Source organism: Aidingimonas halophila (assembly GCF_900106955.1).
GTDB lineage: Bacteria > Pseudomonadota > Gammaproteobacteria > Pseudomonadales > Halomonadaceae > Aidingimonas > Aidingimonas halophila.
On record NZ_FNNI01000002.1, the window covers coordinates 167,281 to 191,304 of the forward strand.

The 24,024-nt window shown below is 58.5% G+C and carries 27 protein-coding genes; 10 read left to right on the forward strand and 17 right to left on the reverse strand.

The features are described from left to right. Positions 1 to 105: 105 nt before the first annotated feature. The 3 genes from BLW01_RS04075 to BLW01_RS04085 are packed head-to-tail and all read left to right on the forward strand — an operon-like array spanning position 106 to position 2,282. Positions 106 to 1,152 (forward strand): aminoglycoside phosphotransferase family protein, encoded by a 1,047-nt coding sequence (locus BLW01_RS04075; RefSeq protein WP_092568235.1) that lies wholly within the window; start codon positions 106 to 108, stop codon positions 1,150 to 1,152. Then, a complete protein-coding gene (murU, locus tag BLW01_RS04080; protein ID WP_092568236.1) occupies positions 1,149 to 1,817 on the forward strand; it encodes an N-acetylmuramate alpha-1-phosphate uridylyltransferase MurU in 669 nt (222 codons plus the stop codon). Before BLW01_RS04075 ends, murU begins: the two co-directional genes overlap by 4 nt. Before the next feature lie 45 nt (positions 1,818 to 1,862). Continuing rightward, positions 1,863 to 2,282: an OsmC family protein gene (locus tag BLW01_RS04085; RefSeq protein ID WP_092568237.1), complete on the forward strand. Its 420-nt coding sequence runs from the start codon at positions 1,863 to 1,865 to the stop codon at positions 2,280 to 2,282. Between the two features lie 25 nt (positions 2,283 to 2,307). Here BLW01_RS04085 and coq7 read toward each other — a convergent pair whose 3' ends face one another. The 5 genes from coq7 to phaR all read right to left on the reverse strand — a co-directional run bounded on the left by coq7 (position 2,308) and on the right by phaR (position 6,306). Further along, entirely contained in the window at positions 2,308 to 2,949 is a 642-nt protein-coding gene (gene coq7 / locus BLW01_RS04090; protein WP_092568238.1) for a 2-polyprenyl-3-methyl-6-methoxy-1,4-benzoquinone monooxygenase, read from the reverse strand. 166 nt (positions 2,950 to 3,115) lie between these two features. Further along, positions 3,116 to 3,457: a histidine triad nucleotide-binding protein gene (locus BLW01_RS04095; protein ID WP_092568239.1), complete on the reverse strand. Its 342-nt coding sequence runs from the start codon at positions 3,455 to 3,457 to the stop codon at positions 3,116 to 3,118. A gap of 65 nt (positions 3,458 to 3,522) precedes the next feature. Then, positions 3,523 to 4,395 carry a phosphoribulokinase gene (locus BLW01_RS04100; protein ID WP_092568240.1) on the reverse strand — a complete coding sequence of 291 codons (873 nt, stop codon included), beginning with the start codon at positions 4,393 to 4,395 and terminating at the stop codon, positions 3,523 to 3,525. 45 nt (positions 4,396 to 4,440) lie between these two features. Continuing rightward, positions 4,441 to 5,727 carry a phosphoribosylamine--glycine ligase gene (gene purD / locus BLW01_RS04105; RefSeq protein ID WP_092568241.1) on the reverse strand — a complete coding sequence of 429 codons (1,287 nt, stop codon included), beginning with the start codon at positions 5,725 to 5,727 and terminating at the stop codon, positions 4,441 to 4,443. 126 nt (positions 5,728 to 5,853) lie between these two features. After that, positions 5,854 to 6,306, reverse strand: a complete 453-nt coding sequence (gene phaR / locus BLW01_RS04110; protein WP_092568568.1) for a polyhydroxyalkanoate synthesis repressor PhaR — start codon at positions 6,304 to 6,306, stop codon at positions 5,854 to 5,856. Positions 6,307 to 6,406: 100 nt separating this feature from the next. On the opposite strand from phaR, the gene BLW01_RS04115 reads away from it, so the two are divergent. Beyond that, positions 6,407 to 7,120 carry a 16S rRNA (uracil(1498)-N(3))-methyltransferase gene (locus BLW01_RS04115; RefSeq protein ID WP_092568242.1) on the forward strand — a complete coding sequence of 238 codons (714 nt, stop codon included), beginning with the start codon at positions 6,407 to 6,409 and terminating at the stop codon, positions 7,118 to 7,120. Here the strand turns inward: BLW01_RS04115 and BLW01_RS04120 are convergent. Genes BLW01_RS04120 through BLW01_RS04155 form a run of 8 tightly spaced genes read right to left on the reverse strand, consistent with a single transcriptional unit; the run spans position 7,100 to position 14,287 of the window. Continuing rightward, positions 7,100 to 8,425 carry a lytic murein transglycosylase gene (locus BLW01_RS04120; protein WP_373294033.1) on the reverse strand — a complete coding sequence of 442 codons (1,326 nt, stop codon included), beginning with the start codon at positions 8,423 to 8,425 and terminating at the stop codon, positions 7,100 to 7,102. The genes BLW01_RS04115 and BLW01_RS04120 overlap by 21 nt on opposite strands. Positions 8,426 to 8,430: 5 nt before the next feature. Next, a complete protein-coding gene (gene mnhG / locus BLW01_RS04125) occupies positions 8,431 to 8,889 on the reverse strand; it encodes a monovalent cation/H(+) antiporter subunit G (RefSeq protein ID WP_092568244.1) in 459 nt (152 codons plus the stop codon). Next, entirely contained in the window at positions 8,882 to 9,151 is a 270-nt protein-coding gene (locus BLW01_RS04130) for an MrpF/PhaF family protein (RefSeq protein WP_092568245.1), read from the reverse strand. The genes mnhG and BLW01_RS04130 overlap by 8 nt, the downstream gene beginning before the upstream one ends. Positions 9,152 to 9,182: 31 nt before the next feature. After that, the gene (locus BLW01_RS04135; RefSeq protein WP_092568246.1) at positions 9,183 to 9,656 is read right to left on the reverse strand and encodes a Na+/H+ antiporter subunit E; all 474 of its coding nucleotides are present in this window, start codon (positions 9,654 to 9,656) and stop codon (positions 9,183 to 9,185) included. Beyond that, the gene (locus tag BLW01_RS04140; protein ID WP_092568247.1) at positions 9,653 to 11,173 is read right to left on the reverse strand and encodes a Na+/H+ antiporter subunit D; all 1,521 of its coding nucleotides are present in this window, start codon (positions 11,171 to 11,173) and stop codon (positions 9,653 to 9,655) included. The genes BLW01_RS04135 and BLW01_RS04140 overlap by 4 nt, the downstream gene beginning before the upstream one ends. Then, complete coding sequence (locus BLW01_RS04145) at positions 11,170 to 11,517, reverse strand: Na+/H+ antiporter subunit C (RefSeq protein WP_092568248.1); 348 nt, start codon at positions 11,515 to 11,517, stop codon at positions 11,170 to 11,172. The genes BLW01_RS04140 and BLW01_RS04145 overlap by 4 nt, the downstream gene beginning before the upstream one ends. Positions 11,518 to 11,538: 21 nt before the next feature. Further along, positions 11,539 to 11,961, reverse strand: coding sequence for a Na+/H+ antiporter subunit B (locus BLW01_RS04150; RefSeq protein ID WP_092568249.1), 423 nt, complete (start codon positions 11,959 to 11,961; stop codon positions 11,539 to 11,541). Then, the gene (locus tag BLW01_RS04155; RefSeq protein ID WP_092568250.1) at positions 11,954 to 14,287 is read right to left on the reverse strand and encodes a putative monovalent cation/H+ antiporter subunit A; all 2,334 of its coding nucleotides are present in this window, start codon (positions 14,285 to 14,287) and stop codon (positions 11,954 to 11,956) included. The genes BLW01_RS04150 and BLW01_RS04155 overlap by 8 nt, the downstream gene beginning before the upstream one ends. A gap of 289 nt (positions 14,288 to 14,576) precedes the next feature. On the opposite strand from BLW01_RS04155, the gene BLW01_RS04160 reads away from it, so the two are divergent. Genes BLW01_RS04160 through BLW01_RS04185 form a run of 6 tightly spaced genes read left to right on the forward strand, consistent with a single transcriptional unit; the run spans position 14,577 to position 20,429 of the window. Further along, on the forward strand, positions 14,577 to 17,411 hold the full coding sequence (locus tag BLW01_RS04160; RefSeq protein WP_092568251.1) for a monovalent cation/H+ antiporter subunit A: 2,835 nt from the start codon (positions 14,577 to 14,579) through the stop codon (positions 17,409 to 17,411). Then, the gene (locus BLW01_RS04165) at positions 17,411 to 17,758 is read left to right on the forward strand and encodes a Na+/H+ antiporter subunit C (RefSeq protein ID WP_092568252.1); all 348 of its coding nucleotides are present in this window, start codon (positions 17,411 to 17,413) and stop codon (positions 17,756 to 17,758) included. Before BLW01_RS04160 ends, BLW01_RS04165 begins: the two co-directional genes overlap by 1 nt. Beyond that, positions 17,755 to 19,266 (forward strand): monovalent cation/H+ antiporter subunit D, encoded by a 1,512-nt coding sequence (locus tag BLW01_RS04170; RefSeq protein WP_092568253.1) that lies wholly within the window; start codon positions 17,755 to 17,757, stop codon positions 19,264 to 19,266. The genes BLW01_RS04165 and BLW01_RS04170 overlap by 4 nt, the downstream gene beginning before the upstream one ends. Continuing rightward, a complete protein-coding gene (locus BLW01_RS04175; protein WP_092568254.1) occupies positions 19,263 to 19,760 on the forward strand; it encodes a Na+/H+ antiporter subunit E in 498 nt (165 codons plus the stop codon). The genes BLW01_RS04170 and BLW01_RS04175 overlap by 4 nt, the downstream gene beginning before the upstream one ends. Then, positions 19,754 to 20,023 (forward strand): K+/H+ antiporter subunit F, encoded by a 270-nt coding sequence (locus BLW01_RS04180; RefSeq protein WP_092568255.1) that lies wholly within the window; start codon positions 19,754 to 19,756, stop codon positions 20,021 to 20,023. The genes BLW01_RS04175 and BLW01_RS04180 overlap by 7 nt, the downstream gene beginning before the upstream one ends. A 13-nt stretch (positions 20,024 to 20,036) precedes the next feature. Then, on the forward strand, positions 20,037 to 20,429 hold the full coding sequence (locus BLW01_RS04185) for a Na+/H+ antiporter subunit G (protein ID WP_092568256.1): 393 nt from the start codon (positions 20,037 to 20,039) through the stop codon (positions 20,427 to 20,429). Between the two features lie 8 nt (positions 20,430 to 20,437). Here BLW01_RS04185 and hemH read toward each other — a convergent pair whose 3' ends face one another. The 4 genes from hemH to dnaB all read right to left on the reverse strand — a co-directional run bounded on the left by hemH (position 20,438) and on the right by dnaB (position 24,021). Then, positions 20,438 to 21,511, reverse strand: a complete 1,074-nt coding sequence (hemH, locus tag BLW01_RS04190; protein WP_092568257.1) for a ferrochelatase — start codon at positions 21,509 to 21,511, stop codon at positions 20,438 to 20,440. A 247-nt stretch (positions 21,512 to 21,758) separates the two neighbouring features. Then, positions 21,759 to 22,061: a DUF6482 family protein gene (locus BLW01_RS04195; protein WP_092568258.1), complete on the reverse strand. Its 303-nt coding sequence runs from the start codon at positions 22,059 to 22,061 to the stop codon at positions 21,759 to 21,761. Positions 22,062 to 22,276: 215 nt separating this feature from the next. Continuing rightward, positions 22,277 to 22,570: a hypothetical protein gene (locus BLW01_RS04200; protein WP_092568259.1), complete on the reverse strand. Its 294-nt coding sequence runs from the start codon at positions 22,568 to 22,570 to the stop codon at positions 22,277 to 22,279. A 59-nt stretch (positions 22,571 to 22,629) separates the two neighbouring features. Then, positions 22,630 to 24,021 carry a replicative DNA helicase gene (gene dnaB / locus BLW01_RS04205; RefSeq protein WP_092568260.1) on the reverse strand — a complete coding sequence of 464 codons (1,392 nt, stop codon included), beginning with the start codon at positions 24,019 to 24,021 and terminating at the stop codon, positions 22,630 to 22,632. Positions 24,022 to 24,024: the final 3 nt, after the last annotated feature.

Below are 24,024 nucleotides of genomic sequence, written 5' to 3' on the forward strand. Positions count from 1 at the left end.
TATCATACAGCCCGCAACACGACCTGTGCAGGCAACGCGCCCTGGTGGCGCTTTCAGGAAATCAGCATGCGGTGGCGACACCGTCCCGTCAACCAAGGAGCCCCCATGTCTTCGGACTCCGCTCTTTCACGTCATGACCAACTGCGCCACTGGCTGGCCGAACACCATGGGTTGATGCCTGACAGCCTGGACCTTCGTCTGGCTGCGGATGACGCCAGTTTTCGACGTTATTTCCGCCTGGTGTTACCCGGAGGCGATTCGCGAATCATCATGGACGCCCCGCCGGACAAGGAAGACAGCCGGCCGTTCGTCTCCATCGGCGACTCTTGGTATGATTCCGGACTGCCGGTGCCCCACATGCATCACCGGGATCTCGAACAGGGATTCATCGAACTCGACGACCTGGGCGACACGCCAATGCATCATCACCTCGGCAGCGAGAGCGCTCCGGCGACCCTGAGCTGGCACGATCGCGCCCTGGCACTGCTCGACCAGCTGCAGGTCCGTGCCCCGGCCGATGCGTTGCCTGCCTACGATGCAACACTGCTGGGTACTGAACTCGACCTGTTCAAAGACTGGTGCCTCGGCGCTCTGCTGGAAACGGACGTACCGTCGAGTTGGCCATTCCTGCGTCAACGACTCATCGACCTCGCACTCGAACAACCGTGTACCGCCGTGCATCGCGATTACGATGCCATGAACCTTATGGTCCACGACGACCAGCTTTTCATGATCGACTTCCAGGACGCCGTCAAGGGACCGATCAGCTATGATCTGGTTTCTTTACTGCGCGGACGCTACTGCCGCTTCTCCGCTGAGCAATACACCAGCTGGATATCGGGATTTCATCAACGTGCACTGACGGACGGGCGTCTCCCCGACGGCAATGCTTTCGACCATTTCCGCTTCCAGGCCGATGCCATGGCCGCACAGCGCTCACTCAAGGTGCTGGGCATTTTCTGTCGCCTGGCCCTGCGTGACCACAAGACGCGTTTCCTGGCGCGTCTGCCACATTTCCTGGGGCATCTCGAGGACAGTCTCACGCCGTGGCCGGCTTTCACGGAGTTCCGTACCTGGCTGGATGCGCATTTCAAGCCAAGGCTGCACGCTGAATTACAGCGGCAACCACTCACGGGGTCGGCATCCTCATGAAAGCCATGATTCTCGCTGCCGGATTGGGGAAACGCATGCGGCCCCTGACCGATGACTGTCCCAAGCCGCTACTGCCGGTGGCCGACAAGCCGTTGATCGTCCATCATCTCGAACGCTTGGCGTCTGCCGGCTTCCGCGAGGTCGTGATCAATGTCAGTTACCGTGGCGACCAGATCATCGATGCACTGGGCGACGGTCACCACTATGGCCTGTCGATCGCCTGGAGCCGTGAGGCGACCCCACTGGAAACCGGAGGCGGCATTCGCCAGGCATTACCGTTACTTGGCACATCGCCGTTTCTGCTGATCAACGGCGACGTATGGTGCGATGACGATTTCCGGCAACTACCACGCCTGGACAACGATCTGAGCCATCTGTGGCTGATCGACAACCCGAATCATCATGCCAGTGGCGATTTTCACCTCGATGATCACGGCCGCGTCAGCGACCACCGGCAAGACCCTCGGTTGACCTATGCCGGCATCGCCCTGATCGACCCTGCGCTGGTGGCTGACCATGCACCAGGGACGTTTCCGCTGGCGCCGCTGCTACGCCAGGCGATGGCCGAGGATCGCGTTAGCGGCCACCAGCATGAGGGACAATGGGTGGATGTCGGGACGCCGGCCCGGCTCCAGGAACTGGACACCAGACTGCGCCAGGCATGATATGCTGCACGCCATCATTCAACGCTCACCAAAGGAAGCCCTTCGATGCAAGCGAGTGTCAAATGGACGGATGGACGCCAATTCGTCGCCGAATCCGGAAGCGGGCATAGCGTCGTGATCGACGGTCCGCCCGATCATGGCGGACGAAACACCGGACCGCGCCCGATGGAAATGATGCTGATGGGACTGGGCGCCTGCACCTCGTTCGATGTCATGGAAATACTGGAGAAATCCCGGGCACCGGTAACCGACTGTATCGCTGAGATCGAGGCGGAACGTGCCGACAGTGTACCAAGCGTTTTCACGCACATTCATGTTCATTTCAAGGTGACGGGAAAGGGCCTGAAAGACGCGCAGGTCAAACGTGCCGTCTCTCTCTCGGCCGAGAAGTATTGCAGCGCTTCCATCATGCTGGCGCAAGGCGGCGTGGAGATCACCCACGACTACACGATCATCGAAGCATGACGTTCAAACGTGGCGGGGCTGCGCCTCAGAGACGATAGACACTCTTCGTCATCACTTTCGACATGAGGCGCATCCCCAGCTTGACCGGTAACGGAAAGCGCGTCCCGCCGGCTTCCAGAGCCCAGCGCTCGTGATGCGCTTCATCCTCTCGCATCTGCTCGAGGATCGCCCGCGAACGGCGATCATCGGTCGGCAATTTCTGCAAATGATCGTCTAGGTGCTTGCCGACCTGTTCTTCGGTAGCCGCCACGAATCCCAGGCTGATCCGATCGCCAACGGCACCGGCAATGGCTCCAAGTCCAAAGGACGCCATGTAGAAAGCAGGATTGAGCAGACTGGTGCGTCCGTCGAGCTCCTCGATACGGGCGTCACACCAGGCCAGGTGGTCGATTTCCTCCTGAGCGGCTTGCTCCATCTGCTCGCGCGTATCGGGCAGCTTGGCAGTCAACCCTTGCCCCTGATAGAGCGCCTGGGCACACACCTCGCCGGTGTGATTGATCCGCATCAGACCCACGACATGTTCCCGATCCGCTTCATTCATCGGCGTCTCTTCGAGATTGGCCGCCGGTGAAGGGCGTGATGGACGCGCGGCATGCGGCACCAGCGTTCGCAGTATCGTATCGAACTGATGAATCAGATTATCGGCACGGGAGAGCTGGCGGGTCATGTCTGAGCCTCGTTTCTGCTGCGTGCCCACAGTCTACTCGAGGGCAGGTCGGTGAAAAAGCGCCAGGAACGAACGAGCCGCTCCGGTATCCCGAAGCGGCTCGAATACGATGCACTGATGCGTCGCTCACTTGGAAGCTGTCACGAGCTGTCTCGTGAAGCGCCGACTACCCAGCCGGCCAGGTAAAGCCGCGACCGCCCATCAGGTGCATATGAATATGATAGACCGTTTGGCCACCTTTTTCATTGCAGTTCATCACCACCCGATAACCATCATCGGCAAACCCTTTCTCCTTGGCCAGAGATGCCGCCGTATGCGTCATGCGCCCGATCAACGCCTGATCGGATTCCGTGAGATCATTGAGCGTGGCGATATGCTGCTTGGGGATGATCAGAACATGGGTCGGTGCCTGAGGATTGATATCGTTGAAGGCCAGAACATCATCATCCTCATAGACGATGTCGCCGGGGATCTCGCGATTGATGATCTTGCAAAACAGGCAGTCCATGACCGTTCTCCCGTTTATCGATGAAACAGATTATGACACGGGGCAGAATAACCCCGGCACCGGAATCAGCGAAACCGCCGCTGACTGAGCAACTGTCGTACCAATGGGCCCAGGATCAGCTCCATTGCCAGCGAAAGGCGCGAACCGGGCACTACCAGTGTGTGGGGCCGACTCATGAAAGCATCCTGGATCATCGCCAGCAAATAAGGGAAATCCACGGTCGACGGATCGCGAAAACGCACCACGACGAACGATTCGGCATCGGTCGGGATATCCTGGACTTCAAACGGATTGGACGTATCCACGGTTGGTACACGCTGGAAATTGATATGGGAACGTGAGAACTGTGGCTGGATATAGCGCACATAGTCGTGCATGCGCCCCAGGATCGTATCGATTACCGCTTCCTGGGAGTAGCCTCGCAGCTTGGTATCGCGATCGATCTTCTGTATCCACTCCAGATTCATCGTCGGCGCGACACCCACCAGCAGGTCGACGTGACGTGCGATATCGTGATCGGCGGTCACCAGGCCGCCATGCAATCCCTCGTAGAACAGCAGGTCGGTACCACATGGCAAGGACTGCCAATCGGTGAAGGTGCCGACCTGATGCCCCCCTTCTACCAAGCGGCGGTCTTCAGCATGCACATAATGACGGTAGGTTCCGGTACCGTGCTCACCATATTCCTGGAACAAGGCCTCAAGCCGATCCAGTAAATTGGCCTCGACAGCAAAATGCGAAAGCTCATCCTTGCGCTCGGGTTCCTCGCGGAAGATTCGCGCCAGCTCGTCCTTGGTATAGCGATGGAAGGCATCGCCATCGACGAAAGCGGCATGAACGTCCTCGCGAGCGAACATACGCTCGAATGTGCGCCTGACCGTCGTGGTGCCGGCGCCCGACGAGCCGGTCACGGCAATGACCGGATATTCGCGCGACATTCTAACGCCCCTTCATCTGCATAACGGTGTCTCCGTAACCTTCGATCAGGCCTGACGTGCAATGGCCCGATGAGCGATATCCCGACGATAATGTACGTCAGGCCAGGAGATGGCATCAGCCCCGTGATAGGCAAGATCACGAGCCTCGGATACACTCTCTCCCAAGGCCGTCACACATAGCACGCGCCCCCCACTGGTGACGACCCGACCTTGGTCGTCTTGCGACGTGCCGGCGTGGAAGACGCGACACCCCGCGGCTTCTGCAGCTTCCAGACCATTGATGGGGTCGCCCTTGCGGTAGCTACCGGGATACCCCCCCGCTGCCAGCACCACACCGACGGCGGCACGGGTATCCCAATCACACCGACAACCCGCCAACTCACCGCGAGCGCCGGCAAGGCACAGCGACGCTAGATCCGATGTCAGACGCAGCATGATGGGCTGAGTCTCGGGATCACCGAACCGACAGTTGTACTCGATGACCTTGGGCATGCCATCCGCCGTGATCATCAAACCGGCATACAGAAACCCGGTGTAGGGGTGCCCATCGGCTGCCATGCTCTCCACCGTGGGCCGAATCACGTCCTCCATGATGCGTCGATGCACCTCATCGGTCACCACCGGAGCTGGAGAATACGCGCCCATTCCGCCGGTATTGGCCCCTTGATCATTGTCCAGAGCGCGCTTGTGGTCCTGGCTGGTGGCCATGGGAAGGATGGTGCCGCCATCAACCATGGCGATAAAGCTGGCCTCTTCCCCTTCCAGAAACTCCTCGATCACGACGCGGGCACCGGCATCGCCGAAGGCGTTGTCTTCCAGCATGTCACGCACTGCAGCCTCGGCCTGAGACTCGCTCGTCGCCACGATCACGCCCTTTCCGGCCGCCAAGCCATCCGCCTTGATAACAATAGGGGTCCCCTTGCGGGCGAGATACTCAAGCGCCGGGGTCAATTCAGTGAAGGTGGCATAGTCGGCCGTGGGGATTCGATGGCGTGCCAGGAAATCCTTGGCGAACGACTTGGACCCCTCGAGCTGGGCAGCCGCACGGGTCGGCCCGAAAATGGTCAGTCCGGCCGCCTGGAAACGATCCACCACACCAGCCACAAGCGGGGCTTCGGGCCCGACAATGGTCAGGTCGATAGACTCGTCGCGAGCGAAGGTTTCCAGCTCCGCGATCGACTCGGCCCCGATCGCGACATTGACAATGCCCGGCTCCCGTGCCGTTCCCGCATTTCCCGGTGCCACATAGACACGAGTGACTCGCGGCGACTGTGCCACTTTCCAAGCCAACGCATGCTCGCGGCCGCCGCCGCCGATGATCAGAACCTTCATCCGAAACCCTTGCTACTGTTCGACACTGGTATGGAAAAGCCGGGTATTATGCCAGAAAACCCGGGCCACTGCGCGCGTGCGACACCGCGCCACCGTCTGCAGTTCGGGGACCATCAGACTCACACGTCACGACTTGTCATCATCGTCCTGATCGGGGCGCTGATTGAAGGTCTTCTGCCAGAAGCGCATGTTTTCCTCAGCCAGCTCTCGCATCACCTCCATGGGAGAGTTCCGCATGGCCTGCTGCCACTGGTCCTGCATACGCTCCTGTTGCTCCAGCATCAATCGTGTGCCCTGTTCGAGATAGTGTGCCAGCGGCAGAGGCTGGGACATGGCATAGACACGGATCAATTGCTGCAGAAGGTCGTTGGAGAACACCTCGGCTTCACTGTCGGCCTGCTCCTGTTCGATAATGATCGACAATAGAATGGTCCGGGTCAGGTCCTCGCCGCTTTTCGCATCTTCGACCCGGAACGGTACCTCGTCGAGTATCAGACGTCTCAAATCCTCGAGGGTTACATAGCGACTCTGTTCGGTATCATAGAGTCTACGGTTGGCATATTTGCGAATCACGCGCACGGCGCCGCTCCTATTATCTTCGTTGTTCGAAACTGGCTTGGTTCGGGTATTTTGCACTGCGCCACGCTTCAAGCCAAACCATGTTCTGTCCGAGTCGCCCATGAATCTGATACTGCTCGATGACACCGACTTCCTTGACCGACACCAGGCGTGTATTCGCGACCCGCGCCGCTTGCAACATCTACACGATGTCCACCACGTCGAGATTGGCGACACCTTGACCCTGGGGCGACGCGAAGGCGGCATCGGACGAGGTCGTTTGACCGAGTTTTCCGGCCAGCGTGCCGTATTCGAATTCGAGGCCCTGGATCAGGCACCACCGGCGCCTCTGCCAATCGAGCTGATCCTCGCTCTTCCCCGGCCACGAATGCTGGCCCGCACGCTGGAGCATGTCACTGCCTTGGGCGTGAAATCGATCACCCTGATGCACACACGACGCGTCGAGAAAAGTTATTGGCAATCCCCGGAACTTCACCCGGACAAGATACACCAGCATCTGGTACTGGGACTGGAACAGGCACGCGATACCCGTCTTCCTTCGGTCTCCCTGGAGCCACGTTTCAAACCCTTCGTGGAAGATCGGCTTGCAGGCTGGCTCGACGAGCGTCAGGGACTATTGGCCCATCCCGGCACGCCGGCACCCTGTCCCCGGGGTATCGAGCACCCCACCATACTGGTCGTGGGCCCGGAGGGCGGTTTCATCGACTACGAGGTCGACACATTGCTGGATGTCGGCTGCCAGGGCATCCATCTGGGCGAACGTATACTGCGTGTGGAAACCGCAGTCATCGCCCTACTCTCCCGTCTCGCTTGACCGATCACGCAATCTCTCGAGTAGACGTTGAGTCGCGAATCCGTCAGGTGTTTCTCCGATACGCCGCTGGAAATCACGCAGTCCCTTCCGCGTATTGGGGCCGAGCACGCCATCCGGTGTGCCGGCATCGTGACCAAGGCGGTTGAGCAATCGCTGCATGTCACGCACATCTTGCCGTGACAGTGGCTGCTCATGGCGTGGCCAGGACTGTTCTATGCCGCTTTCACCCGCGATCCGTTGCGACAGCACACCGACCGCCAGCGCATAACTGGTGGCATTGTTGTAACGCAGGATGGCACGAAAATTGGGACCGACCATGAACGCCGGCCCCTCGGCACCGGCAGGGATCAGCAGGGAGGCCTCGCTGAGATCGGGCAGAGACTCGCCCTCTAAAGGACGGACCCCGGAAGACGCCCACTCCCCACTGGAACGACGAGTATCCGATCCCGCCAAGGCATAGTCAAAATCACTGTCCAGCGCCACCTCCACCCCCCAGGGTTCGCCGGAACGCCAACCGGCCTCGTCGAGGTAGTGAGCCGTCGATGCCAAGACATCTGGGATACTGTTCCAGATATCGCGACGTCCGTCCTCATCGGCATCCACGGCATAGCGCTCGAAACTCGTCGGCAGGAATTGAGTATGCCCCATGGCACCGGCCCAGGAACCACGCATCTGTTGTGGTTCGATATCACCGCGCTGAAGGATACGCAACGCCGACATCAGTTCACGGCGAGCAAACTCGGGACGTCGACCGTCATAGGCCAGGGTTGCCAACGCCTCAACAGTGGAAAAGTCGCCAAAATTGCCACCGTAATTGCTTTCGATCCCCCAGATCGCGACGATGATCTCGGCAGGCACACCATAACGCTGCTCGACGCGCCTTGCGGTATTGCGGTACTCGGCCAGACGCTCGCGACCGCTCTCGACGCGTGTCTCAGACACGGCGCTATCCAGATAATCCCATATCGGACGTACGAATTCGGGCTGCGAACGGTCGAGCTCCACGACCCGTGGTTGATACCTTGCCGTATCAAAAGCCTCAGACAGGACAGGCTCGTCGATCCCTTCCCGGGCCGCCTCCAGTCGGAACGCGGCAACCCAGGAATCGAAATCCTCGGCCGCGTCGACATCATCGCCACTCTCCTCCGCTGTCTCACCCTCCTCTGTCGCGGCCTCCGTCGACGGTGAAGCGTCGCCGGAAACGACGGCATCCTCATCCGCGCCGGCGTCTTCCCGCGCCAGCGTCTGGCAGCCGATCAACCCCACACATAGGGCCAATGCAAGCACCGCATGGCGTATGATCATCCTTGTCATCCCGATTGTTGGCTGGAAGTCTCTTCGTCGTCCGACGAATCAGTCGTTTGCGTTTGGGCGGGATCAATTACCATCCCACCTTCAACGAGCTCATCGCCCTCGAGACCGCTCCTCAGCTCATGGGTAATGGGGTCGTAATGCGGTCGGAGCTCGTCCTTGATCGTACCATTCCACAGGCGTGACCCCACGAAATATCCGGCTCGACCGATGACATGGGCTGCCACGGGAGCGGTCATCAGCAGGAACAGAATCACACCGAATGCCCTGGCCACGACGGCAACCTGAGCAAAATGCAACGCCACGGCGACCATGACCATGGCCACCCCTAACGTCGCCGCCTTGGTGGTGGCATGGAGCCGGGTCAATAGATCCGGCAAGCGCAGTAGACCCACGACGGCAAGCAGCATGAAGGATGCCCCCGTGAGCATCAGGATGCTCTTGAGTACGTCAATCATCTCGCGGCCCTCCTCGCTCCAGGAAGCGAGCGAAACCAATGGTCGCGAGAAACGCCATCAATGCCATGACGATGGTGACATCCAGGAAACTGGCAACATCCGTGGCAATGGCAATGACGCCGATGATCCCTACGATCAATGTCGACAACAACTCCAGTGCAACGACACGATCGGGAAGCGAGGGTCCCATGACAAGACGAATGAACGCCAAGCACAACGAGACGGCCATCATCACGAGCGTTATGGTGATCACGATATCCAAACGACTCCTCCAAGCGATGCCAGTGGTCGATTTACCGGAACAGCGCCAGGGCTCGGCGCTCCATCTCGGCAAGGCTTTGACGCAGTTCCTCTTCGTCATCAAGGAACATGGCATGGATGTACAGCACCCGACGATCATCCGATACGTCCAGACTCAAGGTCCCCGGTGTCAACGATACGAGGTTGGCAACGAATGCGATTTCCACCTCCGTGCGCGCTCGAAGCGGCATGGCGATGACCCCGGGCTTCATGTACCAGGGCGGCGTCAATATATCGAAAGCGACTCGCAGATTGGCCTTGATCAATTCACTCAGGAAAAAGCCCACGAACATGATCAATCGGGGAACACGTTGCGCATAACCATCCAGCACCTCGACCTGTGATTGGATCAAGGCCAGTGTCAGGTACCCGAACACCACCCCGGCGAGCAGATTGAGGCCACTGAAATCGCCGGTCAGGACAACCCAGGCGAGGGCCAGCAGCAAATTCCAGACCGCCCCAATCATGGCGCCACCTCCCCCGAATCGCTCATGACGGCATCAATATAACGCGTCGGATCGAGCAATTGGTCCGCCGACGCCGACGCCAGCTCGTAAATCGGCTGACCATTGAGACCGATGAATACCGTGCATAACGCCAGCCCCACGATCGGGGCATAGAGCTGCCACATCTCGCGCTGGCTGACCGGTGCCAATTCAGGCTCATTCTCTCCCGGTTCTGGTGGCGACTTCCAGAAGACTTCGGCCCAGATCTTGATCATCGAGTAGAGTGTCAGCAGTCCGACCAGCAAGGCGATGAAAGTGACTCCATAGGCCTCAGCTTCAATGCCCGCACGAATGACGATGAATTTGGCGAAGAATCCTGACAGAGGCGGCATACCGGCCAGGGACAGTGCAGGTATCAGGAATAGAATCGCCAGCCAGGGATGGGTACGATACAAACCGCCAAGCTTCTTCAGATCATAGCTTCCCCGCAGGCGATTGACGAAGCCGCTGACCAGGAACAGATTCGTCTTCACGATGATATGGTGCATGATATAGAACACACCGCCGATCAACGCCAAGGGCGTGAACAGTGCCAATCCCAGGATCATGTAACCGATTTGACTGACGATATGGAAGGACAGGATACGCCGGAACTCGTACTGCGCAGCCGCTCCCAACACCCCGGACAACATGGTCAGACCGGCACCCCATACCAGAATTTCATGGGTATATCCCGGGTTCTGGTGAAAGATCAGCGTGAAGACACGAAACAGGGCATAGACCCCGACCTTGGTCAACAATCCGGCAAACAGCGCCGAAACCGCGACCGGCGGGGTGTGATAGGACGCCGGTAGCCAGAAGAACAGCGGAAAAGCGGCGGCCTTGATGCCGAAGGCCACCATGAACATGACTGCCAGGACGTCGATCATGCCGCTCTCTTCGACCTGCGAAAGCCGTTGGGCGATATCCGCCATGTTGAGCGTCCCGACCATGCCATACAGCAGGCCGACAGCAGACAGAAAAATCACCGACGACAGCAGGTTGAGCGTGACATACTTGATCGCGCCCTCCATCTGCGCCTTTTCGCTGCCCAGGATCAGCAGCGCAAATGACGCCACCAGCATGACCTCGAACCAGACATAGAGATTGAAGATGTCGCCGGTGAGGAATGCCCCGGCCACACCGGCCAGCAGCAAGTGCATCAGCGGAAAATAGCCGAAGGCTTCGTGCCCACGACCTATGGTGGCCAAGGAGTACAACGCCACGGCGAAACCGATGATGCCGGTCAGTACGACCATGATGGCGCCGAACAGATCGGCGACGAGACTGATCCCGAAAGGCGCGGGCCAATCGCCCATCTGCATTACCAGAATTCCGTCGCGACTCACGGAATGCAGTAGCCATAGACTGGTCAGCAGCAGGGCGCCCGTCCCACCGACGGCTAACAGGCGTTGCGCCAAGCGTAGCCGCCAGAACAGCAGCGACGTGGCACCGGCCATCAACGGGATGAGAATGGGGAGTGCGACTTCAGGCCTCACGTGTCGGTATCCTTCATCTTGTCGAGGTCATCCGCCTTGACGATTTCATAGGCGCGGCGAATCAATACTACGGCAAAGGAGAGTACTCCGAAGGCAATGACGATCGCCGTCAACACCAACGCCTGTGGCAGCGGGTCTGCGACCTGCCTCAAGGGCTCACTGGCCCCCTCGGGGATCAAGGGAGGGGCGCCACGCGTCATGCCGGCCGAGGTGAAGATCAGCAGGTTGGCAGCATTGGAGAGCAGCATCAGACCGATCACCAGCTTGACGATGGATCGCCGCAACATCATATAAATTGCCGTGGCATAAAGGATGCCGATCACCACGGCCATCAACGGTTCCATAAGCGTCCCCTTCGTTCCGTCTCAATCCGGGTCATTTTCCACTAGCGCCACAACGGCCGTCAGCACCGACCCCAGAACCACCAGGTAGACGCCGATATCGAAGATCAGCGGCGTCGAAAATTTGTAGTCGATCAGCGGAATCGTCCACCACTGTGCCGTAAAGAATGCCTGATCGTTCCACCAGGCAGGTAGTGTCGACAGCACGCCTAGAAACAGTCCCAACCCCACCAGGTCGCGCGGTGAAACGCGTAGCATGGCCCGGGTCGCCGTCAGTCCATAAGCGAACAGATAGAGAGCAAATGCCCCGGCCGCCACTAACCCTGCAATGAAGCCACCACCAGGCTCGTCGTGGCCTCTCAACAACAGAAACAGCGAGAACAGCAGTTGCAGCGGCATCAATAACCGCGCCGCCACACTCAGAATCAATGTCCCTGACTTAACCATCGAGATACTCCTCGTGAGGCAGCCGCTGCTTGGCGGCATCGTACTCGTCGGCATGGAAACGCAGCATGGCATATACACCGATAGCCGCCAGCGCCAGCACGAAAATCTCTCCTAGCGTATCCAGCGCCCTGAAATCGACCAGAATGACATTGACGATATTGTGACCATGCCCTTCCGGCACACTGTTGGCCACCATGTAATCGGAAATACTCGGCAGTTGCTCGCCACTGATGACGGCCAGTATCAAGACAGTGATCAGGCCACCGGTCGCCAGCGCGACCACGACATCCCTCACTCGTTCCAACGGTGTCGACAACGTGGCGAAACGAGGCAAACGGAACAACACCAGGATCAACAGGATGACGGTCAGCGTTTCGACCAGCATTTGGGTGATACCGAGATCCGGGGCACTGAAGAGCACGAACGTCAAGGCGATACAAAACCCCATGGTGCCAACAGCGGCTACCGAAGCCAGGCGCGAACGCATGATGCAGGCAGTCACCGCACCGGCCACCATCAGTCCGGCGACCAGGGCTTCGTGAGCACGCACATCCAGGCTGACATCCAGTACCAGGTCATGACGGTAGACCAGCGCATGCGATGTCAGCCCCACCAACACGAGCAGCGTCATGACCAGATAATTGCGAATGTAACCATTCTGCAGCATACGGGTCTGCCATTCGGAAACGACGACGATCAGATTCATCAACAGGAAATAGCAGGCTTCGGGACCGCGATTAAGTATCGGGTCGAGGCGTCCTTGCCAGTCGCGCCAACGCTCCCAATGGCGATAGATCAAGAGGCCGACCGCCAAGCTGATCAACGACAGGATCAGCGGCAGGTTCACACCATGCCAAAGCGCCAGATAGGAGTCGACGGCGCTACCCTCGACACTCGAGGCCGTAGCCATGACCAAGGGACTGACCCATGATGGCAACAGGCCGAACAACAATGACAAGGTCGCCAGCGTTGCCGGTCCCGCCAGCATTGAAACCGGCCCCTCATGTGGCGATCTGGGCGTGTCTTTCCAGCTACCGAAGAAAGGCCGGAGCGCCACGATGGCCGCCGCTGCCATCGTCATGATCGCCGCGGCAAGGCTCATCATCAGCAACAACCCGTTCAACCGTTCGGCATGCAGCACCGATTCGAGCATCAATTCCTTGCCGATGAAACCAAGCATCGGAATGATGCCCCCCAGCGACAACGCCGCCACGACGGCACACACCATGGTAATGGGCATCGCCTTGCGCAAGCCGCCCATGGCGGCGATGTCCTTGGTACCGGTCTCATGGTCGAGAATACCGGCCACCATGAACAGCGCCCCCTTGTAGAGGGAGTGGGCCAGCAGGAAAGTCGCGAAGGCGATCAGCGCTTCTTGCGTACCGATGCCCAACAGCATGGTCAGGGTGCCCAAGGCCATCACCGTGGAATATGCCAGCACCTGCTTTATGCCGGTATGACGCAGGGCCAAGAACGCCCCGGTCACCATCGTTAGGGCACCGAACAATGACAGGATCAACGTCCAGCTCTCCGTTCCCCCCAGTGCAGGATGTAAACGGGCCATCAGGTAGATACCGGCCTTGACCATGGTGGCCGAATGCAGATAGGCGGAGACGGGTGTCGGCGCCGCCATGGCATTGGGTAACCAGAAATGGAACGGAAATTGCGCCGATTTGGTAAAGGCGCCTCCCAACAGGCATAACAGCATGGGCAGGTACAGTTCATGTTGACGCAGCGCATCACCACGGGTGATCAGTTCCTGCAGTGACCAACTGTTCCCCGCATTCGCCAACATTACCAGTCCCGCCATCAAGGCCATGCCACCGCCTACCGTGACGAACAGCCCTTGAAGTGCCGATTTTCGGGCCTCGGGATCGTTGTGGTTGAAGCCGATCAGGAGGTAGGACGTGATGCTGGTCAGTTCCCAGAAGACGAACATGGCAACCAGGTTGTCGGCCAGCACCAACCCAAGCATCGACATCATGAAGGCGACTAACACGACATGGAAACGTGCCAGATCCTGGTGCCCTTTCAGATAGCCGCCAGCATAGACCAGGACAAAAACACCGATCACGCTGATGAGTAAAGCGAACAGCAACGACAAGCCATCGAGCAGAAATGTCAGGGTGATATCCAGCCCCGGCATCCAGGCATACTCGAACACCAACGTGTCACCCGCGACCACTGACGGGAGCTGCCCGAACAGCCACAGCGCCAGCCCCGCCGGCAGGATAGCCATGACCAGGCCGGCCCGCTCCCCGAACCAGCGATGTAACAGTGGAGCGAAGGCCGCGAGAACGAACCCTCCCAATACGGCAAGTTGCATTACCTGCAGTCTCCTTGTCGTCTCCCTGGGCGGTTCGAACCATCGTCGCACCACCCGTGGCACGGTCAGCCTTGGCGGCAACCGTCATAGGTTCGGTAAACTCTATAGATTCTCGGTCAGGGAAAGCAAGGTCCGCAGACAATTCGGCGACGCTATCCACTTTGCGGTAGAGTATGACTGACCTTGGTTTCTGAATCGGCATTGAGGTGCCGAGACCGGCATGATGACTCAGGCGATGACATCATGGGAGTGAGCCCATTTCCGCTGGATCAGACAGGATGATCGTTAAATGACTTTGGCATGGATTCCCTTGCTGACACTTCTTGGCGTGCTGATTCCGGTACCGATGGAACGCTTCGGACGGCGTCTGTGCACCCTCGCCACGGCCACGCCGGTAGTGATCGCTCTGATATTGGTCCTGTCCCAACTTCCGATGTTACTGAGCGGTGGGCTGCCCCACTTCTCGCTCACCTGGATTCCCAGTCTGGGGCTTGATCTGGCATTCCGACTGGATGGTCTCTCGTTGCTGTTCGCCGTGCTGATTCTCGGCATTGGCCTGCTGATCATTCTCTATGCCAGTTACTATCTGTCTGCCGAAGAAGCCTCAGGGCGATTCTATGCCTATCTCATGCTGTTCATGACATCGATGATAGGCATCGTGATGGCCGACAACCTCATCCTGCTGTGGATCTTCTGGGAACTGACCAGCCTGTCGTCCTTCCTGTTGATCGGCTTCTGGTCCCATTGGACGGATGCCCGTAAAGGGGCGCGCATGGCCATGACCGTCACGGGTGCCGGTGGGCTGGCTCTATTGGCAGGACTCCTGCTGCTGGGTGATATGGCGGGCAGTTTCGACATGGGCACGGTGCTCGCCAGTGGCGAGGCTATCGTCGCCGACGACCGCTACCCGATCATGCTGGTACTCGTGTTGCTGGGCGCATTCACCAAGTCGGCCCAATTCCCGTTCCACTTCTGGCTCCCGCACGCCATGGCGGCGCCGACACCCGTCTCCGCCTATCTGCATTCGGCCACCATGGTCAAGGCCGGCATTTTCCTCATGGCCCGCCTGCACCCAGCCATCGGCGACAGCCTGCTTTGGTCCTGGCTGGTGACCCTGACAGGCATGGCAACTTTTCTGTACGGCGCCTGGTTCGCTCTTGTCAAGACCGACCTCAAGGCCATTCTGGCGTTCTCCACGGTCAGTCACCTCGGGCTGATTACCGCCTTGCTGGGAATCGGTAGTCCCATGGCCATCGTCGCGGCCCTATTCCACATTCTCAATCACGCCGCCTTCAAGGGCGCGATGTTCATGAATGCCGGCATCATCGACCATGAGACCGGCACACGTGAACTGGACCAGCTCGGTGCACTGCGGCATGCAATGCCCATGACGGCTCTGGTGACCATGATCGCCGCCGCCGCGATGGCCGGCGTACCGTTTCTCAATGGGTTCCTGTCCAAGGAAATGTTCTTTGCCGAGACGCTGTATACGCCCCTGCTGGGTGGACTCGGCTGGTTGCTGCCGATGCTGGCGACCCTGGGGGGGATTCTGTCAGTAGCCTACTCGCTGCGCCTGGTACATGCCGTCTTCTTCAAGCCCGCCAGGCGCCAACCACCGAAAACGCCTCATGAACCGCCGCGACTAATGCGGGCACCCGCCATGTTGCTGGTCATGATCTGTATCGCCGTCGGCCTCTTTCCCGCCCTGCTGGCGACAGGCATTCTTGAACTGGCCAGTACTGCTGTGCTGGAGTCGGTACCGGAACTGCATCTTGCCATCTGGCATGGCGTCAACCTGCCCCTGTTGATGAGCCTCATCGCCATCATCGCAGGAGTTGCCACCTATGGCCTCCACATTCACCTCAAGCGTTTTGTCAGACAGTTCGCTCCGATAGACGCACGCCTGGTCTTCGAGGGAGCCATTCAGACAATCGCATCCATCGCGCATACGCTGACCCGACGCCTGGACAACGGTTCGCTGCAGCGATACATGAGTTGGCTGCTGGGCGGTGCGTTACTGCTGGCCACATTGGGATTGGTACAACTACCCCGACTGGATGGCGGACAGGCGACCCACCCGGTCGACGGGATCTTGCTACTCGGCGCGGCATTGATGATTTTCGGTGCCATCGGCACCGTGGTATCACATCGCCACCGCCTCATTTCCTTGCTGATGCTCTCGGTCGTTGGACTGGTCGTATCGCTGACTTTCGCCCGCTTCTCAGCCCCGGATCTGGCACTGACACAGCTGTCAGTGGAAGTCGTCACCATGATTCTGCTCATGCTGGCGTTGTTCTTCCTGCCACAGAAGACACCGCGCGAGTCCTCGGCCAAGCGTAATATCCGTGATCTCACACTGGCCGGCAGCCTGGGCATGGTGATCGCCAGCCTCAACTATGCCGTGCTGACCCGAGATATCGACAGCATCTCCAATTTCTTCGTCGAGAACAGTGTTCCTGGCGGTGGCGGCCATAATGTGGTCAATGTCATCCTGGTCGACTTCCGCGGCTTCGATACGCTGGGGGAAATCACCGTACTCGCGCTGGCCGGCCTGGCCATCTACAAGTTGCTCAACCGCCTGCGCCTTTTCATGCCGCACAGTGACGGTGAGGGGCGTGTCTGGTCTCCCGACCGATATCCGATGATCCTCACTAGCGTCTCCCAGACGCTGTTACCGCTGGCACTGCTGGTATCGGCCTTCATTTTCCTGAGAGGCCACAACCAGCCGGGTGGCGGATTCATCGCCGGTCTGATCACCGCCGTGGCATTGATCCTGATCTACATGGCGCGAGGAGTGGAGTGGACGCAGTCACACCTGGACTTTCCCTATCAACCGGTTGCCATCGGCGGCGTCGCCGTTGCCACGTTGACGGGACTCGGTAGCTTCGTTTTCGGTTATCCGTTCCTGACATCGGCCTTCGGCCACTTCCATTTGCCATGGTTGGGAGACTTCGAACTGGCGACAGCGATGCTGTTCGACCTGGGTGTTTACCTCGCGGTGGTCGGTGCCACTCTGATGATCCTGGCCAACCTCGGCAAGGTAACGACACCCCATCGCCCCAGAAAAGACGACTCGCGAGCCGGCACCCAGCAGCCGCAGCCTTCCAGCAAGGAGCCACGTTGATGGAAAGCCTGTATGCCATTACCACCGGCGTCATGAGTGCCTGTGGGCTGTTTCTGATACTACGAGGCCGCACCTTTCCCGTGGTCGTTGGCCTGACGTTGCTATCTTACGCCGTCAACCTGTTTCTGTTTTCGATGGGCGGCCTGACCACCGACGGCGCGGTCATTCTCGATGGCTTTGCCGACTATGCCGACCCGCTCCCCCAGGCGCTGGTCCTGACCGCCATCGTCATCGGCTTCGCCATGACCGCTTTCGTGGTCATCCTTGCCATGCGCGCCCGAGGCGACCTGGGCAATGATCATGTCGACGGTCGACAGACCGACGACAGCAGGGAGGAGCACAGGTGAGCCAACATCTGATCATCCTGCCGATCCTGCTGCCCCTGATCGCCGGCATCGTTCTCCTGCGCACACGGGCCGGCAGTAGTCGACACAAGCGTTTAATGAGCGCCCTGGCCACCATCTTGCTGATCGCCGTGGCTGTAGCATTGACCACGACGGCAAGTAGTGGCGAGGTGACCTACTATGCCCTTGGTGACTGGCGGCCTCCTTTCGGTATCGTCCTGGTACTGGACCGCCTGTCGGCGTTGATGGTTCTGCTCACCGCGATACTGGCGCTAGGGTGTGTCATCTATGCCTGTGCCGGTGTCGACGAGGAGGGGAGCAATTTCCACGGACTGTTCCAGCTTCAGCTGATGGGGATCAATGGGGCCTTCCTGACCGGCGATCTTTTCAACCTGTTCGTCTTCTTCGAAGTGCTGTTGCTGGCATCCTACGCACTACTGATGCATGGCGGCGGCAAGGGCCGCATCCAGGCCGGTCTGCACTACGTGGTACTCAACCTGGCCGGCTCATCGCTGTTTTTGATCGCCGTCGGGGTCCTCTATGGAGCGACAGGCACGCTGAACATGGCCGACATGGCCGTACGGCTATCCGACATCGACCCTGAACGCACTGGTCTGGTAAGAGCCGGTGCCCTGCTGCTGCTCGTTGTCTTCGGACTCAAGGCAGCCATTCTGCCATTGTATTTCTGGCTGCCACGCGCCTATGCTGCGGCTCCCGCTCCGGTGGCCGCGTTGTTCGCCATCATGACGAAGGTGGGCATCTACGCCATTCTACGCGTCTATCACCTGGTATTCGGAGATCATGCCGGCAGTCTGTCGGCACCCGATCAGCCCTGGATCTGGTGGCTGTCGCTGGCCACACTGACAATGGCCGCAACCGGCGTACTCGCGGCCCGGGATCTACGTCTTTTGATAGCCTACCTGGTGCTGGTCTCCGTAGGCACGTTGCTGGCAGGAATCGGTATGCGCACCCCCGATGCCACGCAGGCCCTCCTCTATTATTTGATTCACACGACACTGGTCACCGGCGGCCTGTTCCTGCTCGCCGAAATGATCGGCATCCAGCGAGGCAAAGCCGGCACACGATTGGTCAAGGGACGCCCCATGCATCACGCTAACCTGTTAGCGGGCCTATTCTTCCTCGGTGCCGTTGCGATTGCCGGGCTTCCTCCGCTTTCCGGCGCCATAGGCAAGGTGCTGATATTGCAATCGGCCGGTCCGGATCAACAACTCTGGTTGTGGCCGATTCTGCTGCTTTCCGGACTGTGTGCCCTGATAGCCCTCTCCCGAGCCGGCTCGACCCTATTCTGGCGTGGCCAGGACGGGACGCCCGGCCATACCCACGTCTCTCGGTGCCAATGGTTCGGTGTCGTCTGGTTGCTTGCCGCTTCTCCGCTGATCGTTGTCTTCGCCGGCCCCATCAATGACTACACCGCCGCCACGGCAGAGCAGTTGGCCACGCCGGAAACGCATATCCGTGCGTTGCTGCCCGATAAGGGAGATGAGTCATGATTGCCCCACGTGTTTGGCTGCCCACCCCGCTACTGTCGATCCTGCTGCTGATCGTCTGGCTATTGTTGGTCCGCAGCATCGCGTTCGGTCATATTTTCCTGGGCACCTTCCTGGGCATTGCTATCCCATTGGTGACACAACGTTTCTGGGATGCTCAGCCGCGAGTCAAGAAACCGTGGTTGCTTCTCCGTTTCGTACTACGTGTACTGAAGGACATCATCCTTGCCAACCTGGAAGTCGCATGGTTGATCATCAACCCCTGGCGGCGAACACGTCCGGCGTTCATCGAGTACCCGTTGATGCTCGAAGAGCGCTTTCCCATCACACTGCTGGCGAATACCATCAGCCTCACCCCCGGCACCGTCTCGGCCAATCTACGCATGGATGGCAGAACCCTGCTGATCCACGCGCTTGATGTCGGCGATGAGGATGCGCTCATCGAGACCATTCGCGAACGTTACGAACGTCCCATCAAGGAGATCTACGAATGCTAGACACCGCATTGTGGATCAGTCTGGCCCTGATCGTGATGGCCCTGGCCCTGAACGTCTATCGACTGACCATCGGCCCCTCGCTACCCGACAGGTTGCTGGCACTGGATACCATGTATGTCAACTCCATTGCCCTGATCGTACTATTGGGGCTATGGCTCAACACCAAGCACTATTTCGAAGCGGCATTGCTGATCGCCATGCTCGGTTTCATCAGCACAGTGGCTGTCTGCAAGTACCTGTTGCGCGGCGATATCATCGAGTAAGGGAGATGTCGGGATGACACATTACGTAATTCTGGAGGGTGTGATCGCGTTTTTCCTGATCGCCGGTGGCGCTTTTGCTTTCATCGGTTCACTGGGCATGACCCATCTTCGCGACTTCTACATGCGCCTGCACGGCCCGACCAAATCCACCACCATCGGCATTGGCTGTATTCTGATCGCATCAATGCTGTACTTCTGGGTCACCGAGGGTAAACCCGATATCCAGGAACTCCTGATCACGCTGTTCCTGTTCATCACCGCCCCCGTGACTGCACACCTGCTGGCCAAGACAGGACTGCACCTGCGATTGGAGCACGTCGAGAAGACGCGTGGCCATCCGGTCGAATTACGCCGCGAGGAAGTGGGAGAAAAACCCGTACCGCACCCCGACAAGGGGCATGGTTAAGGCATGCTTCATACCCACCCCGACAATTCGTTACGCATCACGCCCAGTAGTGCCTGAATATGGTCATCCCGGTCGTTCAGGCACGGCACATAGGTAAATCCTTCGCCTCCCGCCTCCAGAAAGCTCTCCTTGATCTGTTGCTGAATCTCTTCCAGCGTTTCCACGCAGTCAGCGGCAAAGGCTGGTGAAATCACGGCAATATCCTTATATCCCTGGCGGGCCAATTCGGCGACATGATCAACCGTCGCCGGGCCGACCCATTTTTCAGGACCGAATTGTGACTGAAATGTCGTGACGATATCGCTATCCGACCAGCCCAGTCGCTCCTTGAGCAGGCGAGTGGTTTTCTGACACTGGCAATGATAAGGATCGCCTTCGTGAAGATAGCGCTCCGGGACACCATGGTAGGACGCTACCAGCACATCGGGGCGTCGATCGGCCTGAGCGAAGGACTCTTTCACGGAAGCAGCCAAGGCATCGATATACGCCGGCTGGTCGAAATAGGCAGGCGCCGTCCGGAATGCCGGCTGCCACTTCATTGTCATCAGGGTCCGGAACGCATGGTCATTCGCTGTCGCCGTTGTCGGCGAGGCATACTGCGGATACAACGGGAAGAACAGGATGCGTTCACATCCCTGTGCCTGCAATCGACGCAAGGCACCACCCGTCGACGGATTTCCGTAACGCATGCAGAAATCCACGACGATGCGATCGCCGTAATCCATTTCCAATGCCTCGGCAATCTTGCGCGTCTGTTCACGCGTGATCGTCAACAGCGGACTTTCATCGTTCTCTGTGTTCCAGATACTACGATAGGCCTCCCCGGAACTGAAAGGACGCTTGGTCAGGATCACAAGCTGCAACAAGGGCTGCCACAACCAGGGAGAATAGTCGACGACACGGCGGTCCGAGAGGAATTCACTGAGATAGCGCCGCATGGAACGGTAATCGGTCCCATCCGGTGTTCCCAAATTCGCCAACAGGACACCCACCTTTGCTCGGGGAACCGGGGGATGATCCTTGTCAGCATGGACGAGACGGCCTTCACCGGGCCGATCGAACAGCGTTTCATCTGAAGACATGCAAAGCGATCCTTGTCGTCACGGTGGTTACGATAAGCGTTATTCTATCAATGGCCGCTGCACGAAGCGGAATAAAGTTATACTATCGGACCAATTTGTACAAGACAGAGACAACTAACAACCAAGGCATGTATGAATACCTTGGAGATAATATCGGAGATAGTATCGAGTCAGGGGAAGAACGATCGCTAGCCGGCCGCAGCAGACGCGCCAGGGAAGGACAACGGTTCGGGCGTGTCCCGTTCTATCAAAAGACCAGGGGCATTCGTGATGTCAAAGGCTCAGAATAATGCGCATCACGCCCGATCATTTCGTCGTGGGCCACATACTGGACCAGGTAAGCCCGATGAATACCCGAACGCTTGAGTTCCAGATACACATCATCCAGTGAACGGAACAGCATCGGTTTACCGCGCTGTGTCAGCATATGCCGTTCACCTTCGACGTCTTCAAGTTCCACCTGGTAGAAATGACTACCCGCGTGGCTGATGACACGTATTTCGTAATTATCATTATGGCCAACAAACGCCTTGAATTCATTGAGTTCCATTGCGTGCTCCTGATGATGCAGACATGGGCAATGACCGGCGACGCAATCCTGGCGTCATGGTCATGGCTATTACATATTACAAATAGGGCACAGCCTAGCTGTGCCCAATGACATCATCATGTCCAACTGACGTCTCTTTTATGACATCCCGACGACTGTCGAGTTCCCATCACAGTCATGACTCACGAAGACGTCAGGCACGTTCGGAGCCTACGTTACTGATAGTCGGAAGGATCGATCGCTTTGCCCAATGAGTTTCGGTCCACCCATCGTCCCGCCTTGGTCTCCTTGTAACGCAGTACGACCCGGTCACCGATCTGTACCGGCAATTCAGCCTCTTCCGTCTGATAACTGTATTCCTCACCGTCGATGACCAAGCGAAAACGATAGAGATCCGGCATGCCAAGCCACTCCTTGAAGGGCCCTTCCCGCTCGGCTTCCTGTAACTCACCCCGGGCCTCGAGCTTGGGAATACGCTTGCGTCTTCCGCGTTGAAAACCGCCTGCCATAGGATCCTCTCATACCATCGCTGAACGAGGCGAAGATTATACGTAGCCCGCGGTCAGCCTCAACCCTCGCCGAAATGCTGCCCATAACTATCCGGCGCCAAATCTTCAAAGCGCGTATATTTGCCGATAAAGGCCATATGCACCGTACCGATGGGGCCGTTACGTTGCTTGCCGATGATCAACTCCGCCAATCCGTGACTATCCGGATTATCCGGATTATAGACTTCATCACGGTAGACGAAAGCGATCACGTCAGCATCCTGCTCGATGGCGCCGGATTCGCGCAGATCCGACATCACCGGACGCTTGTTGGGGCGCTGCTCCAGAGAACGGTTGAGCTGGGAAAGCGCAATCACCGGGCAGCCGAACTCCTTCGCCAGCCCCTTGAGCGAACGCGAGATCTCGGATATCTCGCCAGTACGATTCTCGGAAAAGCCCGGAATCTGCATCAACTGGATATAGTCGATCATTACCAGCCCGACATTACCGTGCTCACGTACCAAACGACGTAACCGAGAACGCATCTCGTTGGGCGATAGGGCCCCCGTATCATCGATGAACAACTTCTTGTCCTTGAGCAGATTGACCGCGGATGTGAGACGTGGCCAATCCTCGTCCTCGAGTTGACCGGTCCTGACCCGAGTCTGGTCAATCCGTCCCAATGAAGACAGCATCCGTAACATCAATGACTCCGCGGGCATCTCCATGGAGAACACCATCACCGGCTTGTCACTTGATATCACCGCATGCTCGACGATATTCATGGCGAAAGTCGTTTTCCCCATCGATGGGCGCCCGGCTATGACCACCAGATCCGATGTCTGCAGACCGGACGTCATGTCATCGAGATCGCGAAATCCCGTCGACAGCCCCGTCATCTCGCCCTGCATATTGAAGAGCTCATCGATGCGATCCACCGCCTTGGACAGGAGATCGCTCATGCCGATGGGACCGCCTGTCTTGGGACGATCCTCACTGATCTGAAAGATCAGACGTTCCGCTTCATTGACCAGTTCGTCGGAAGGGCGTCCCTGGGGAGCGAACGCGCTCTCGGCGACCTGATTGGCTGCCTGGATGAGTTTTCTCAGCGTGGCCCGCTCTCGCACGATATCGGCATAAGCGCGGATGTTGCTTGCCGACGGCGTGTTGCGCGCCAATTCGGCCAGATAGGCCAAGCCGCCGGTGGTTTCGAGCTGGTCGCGATTTTCCAGCGCCTCGGAGAGCGTTACCACATCCAGAGGGTGCCCCTCTTCAGCCAGCGAGCCCATGGCATTGAATATCAGACGATGCTCATAGCGATAGAAATCCCCCGCGACCAAATGTTCCGCGACGGAATCCCAGGCCGCGTTGTCGAGCATCAAGCCCCCCAGCACTGACTGTTCCGCTTCCAGTGAATGCGGCGGTATCTTGAGCGCAGCCGTTTCCTGATCCGACTCCAAGATCTCACTCATGGG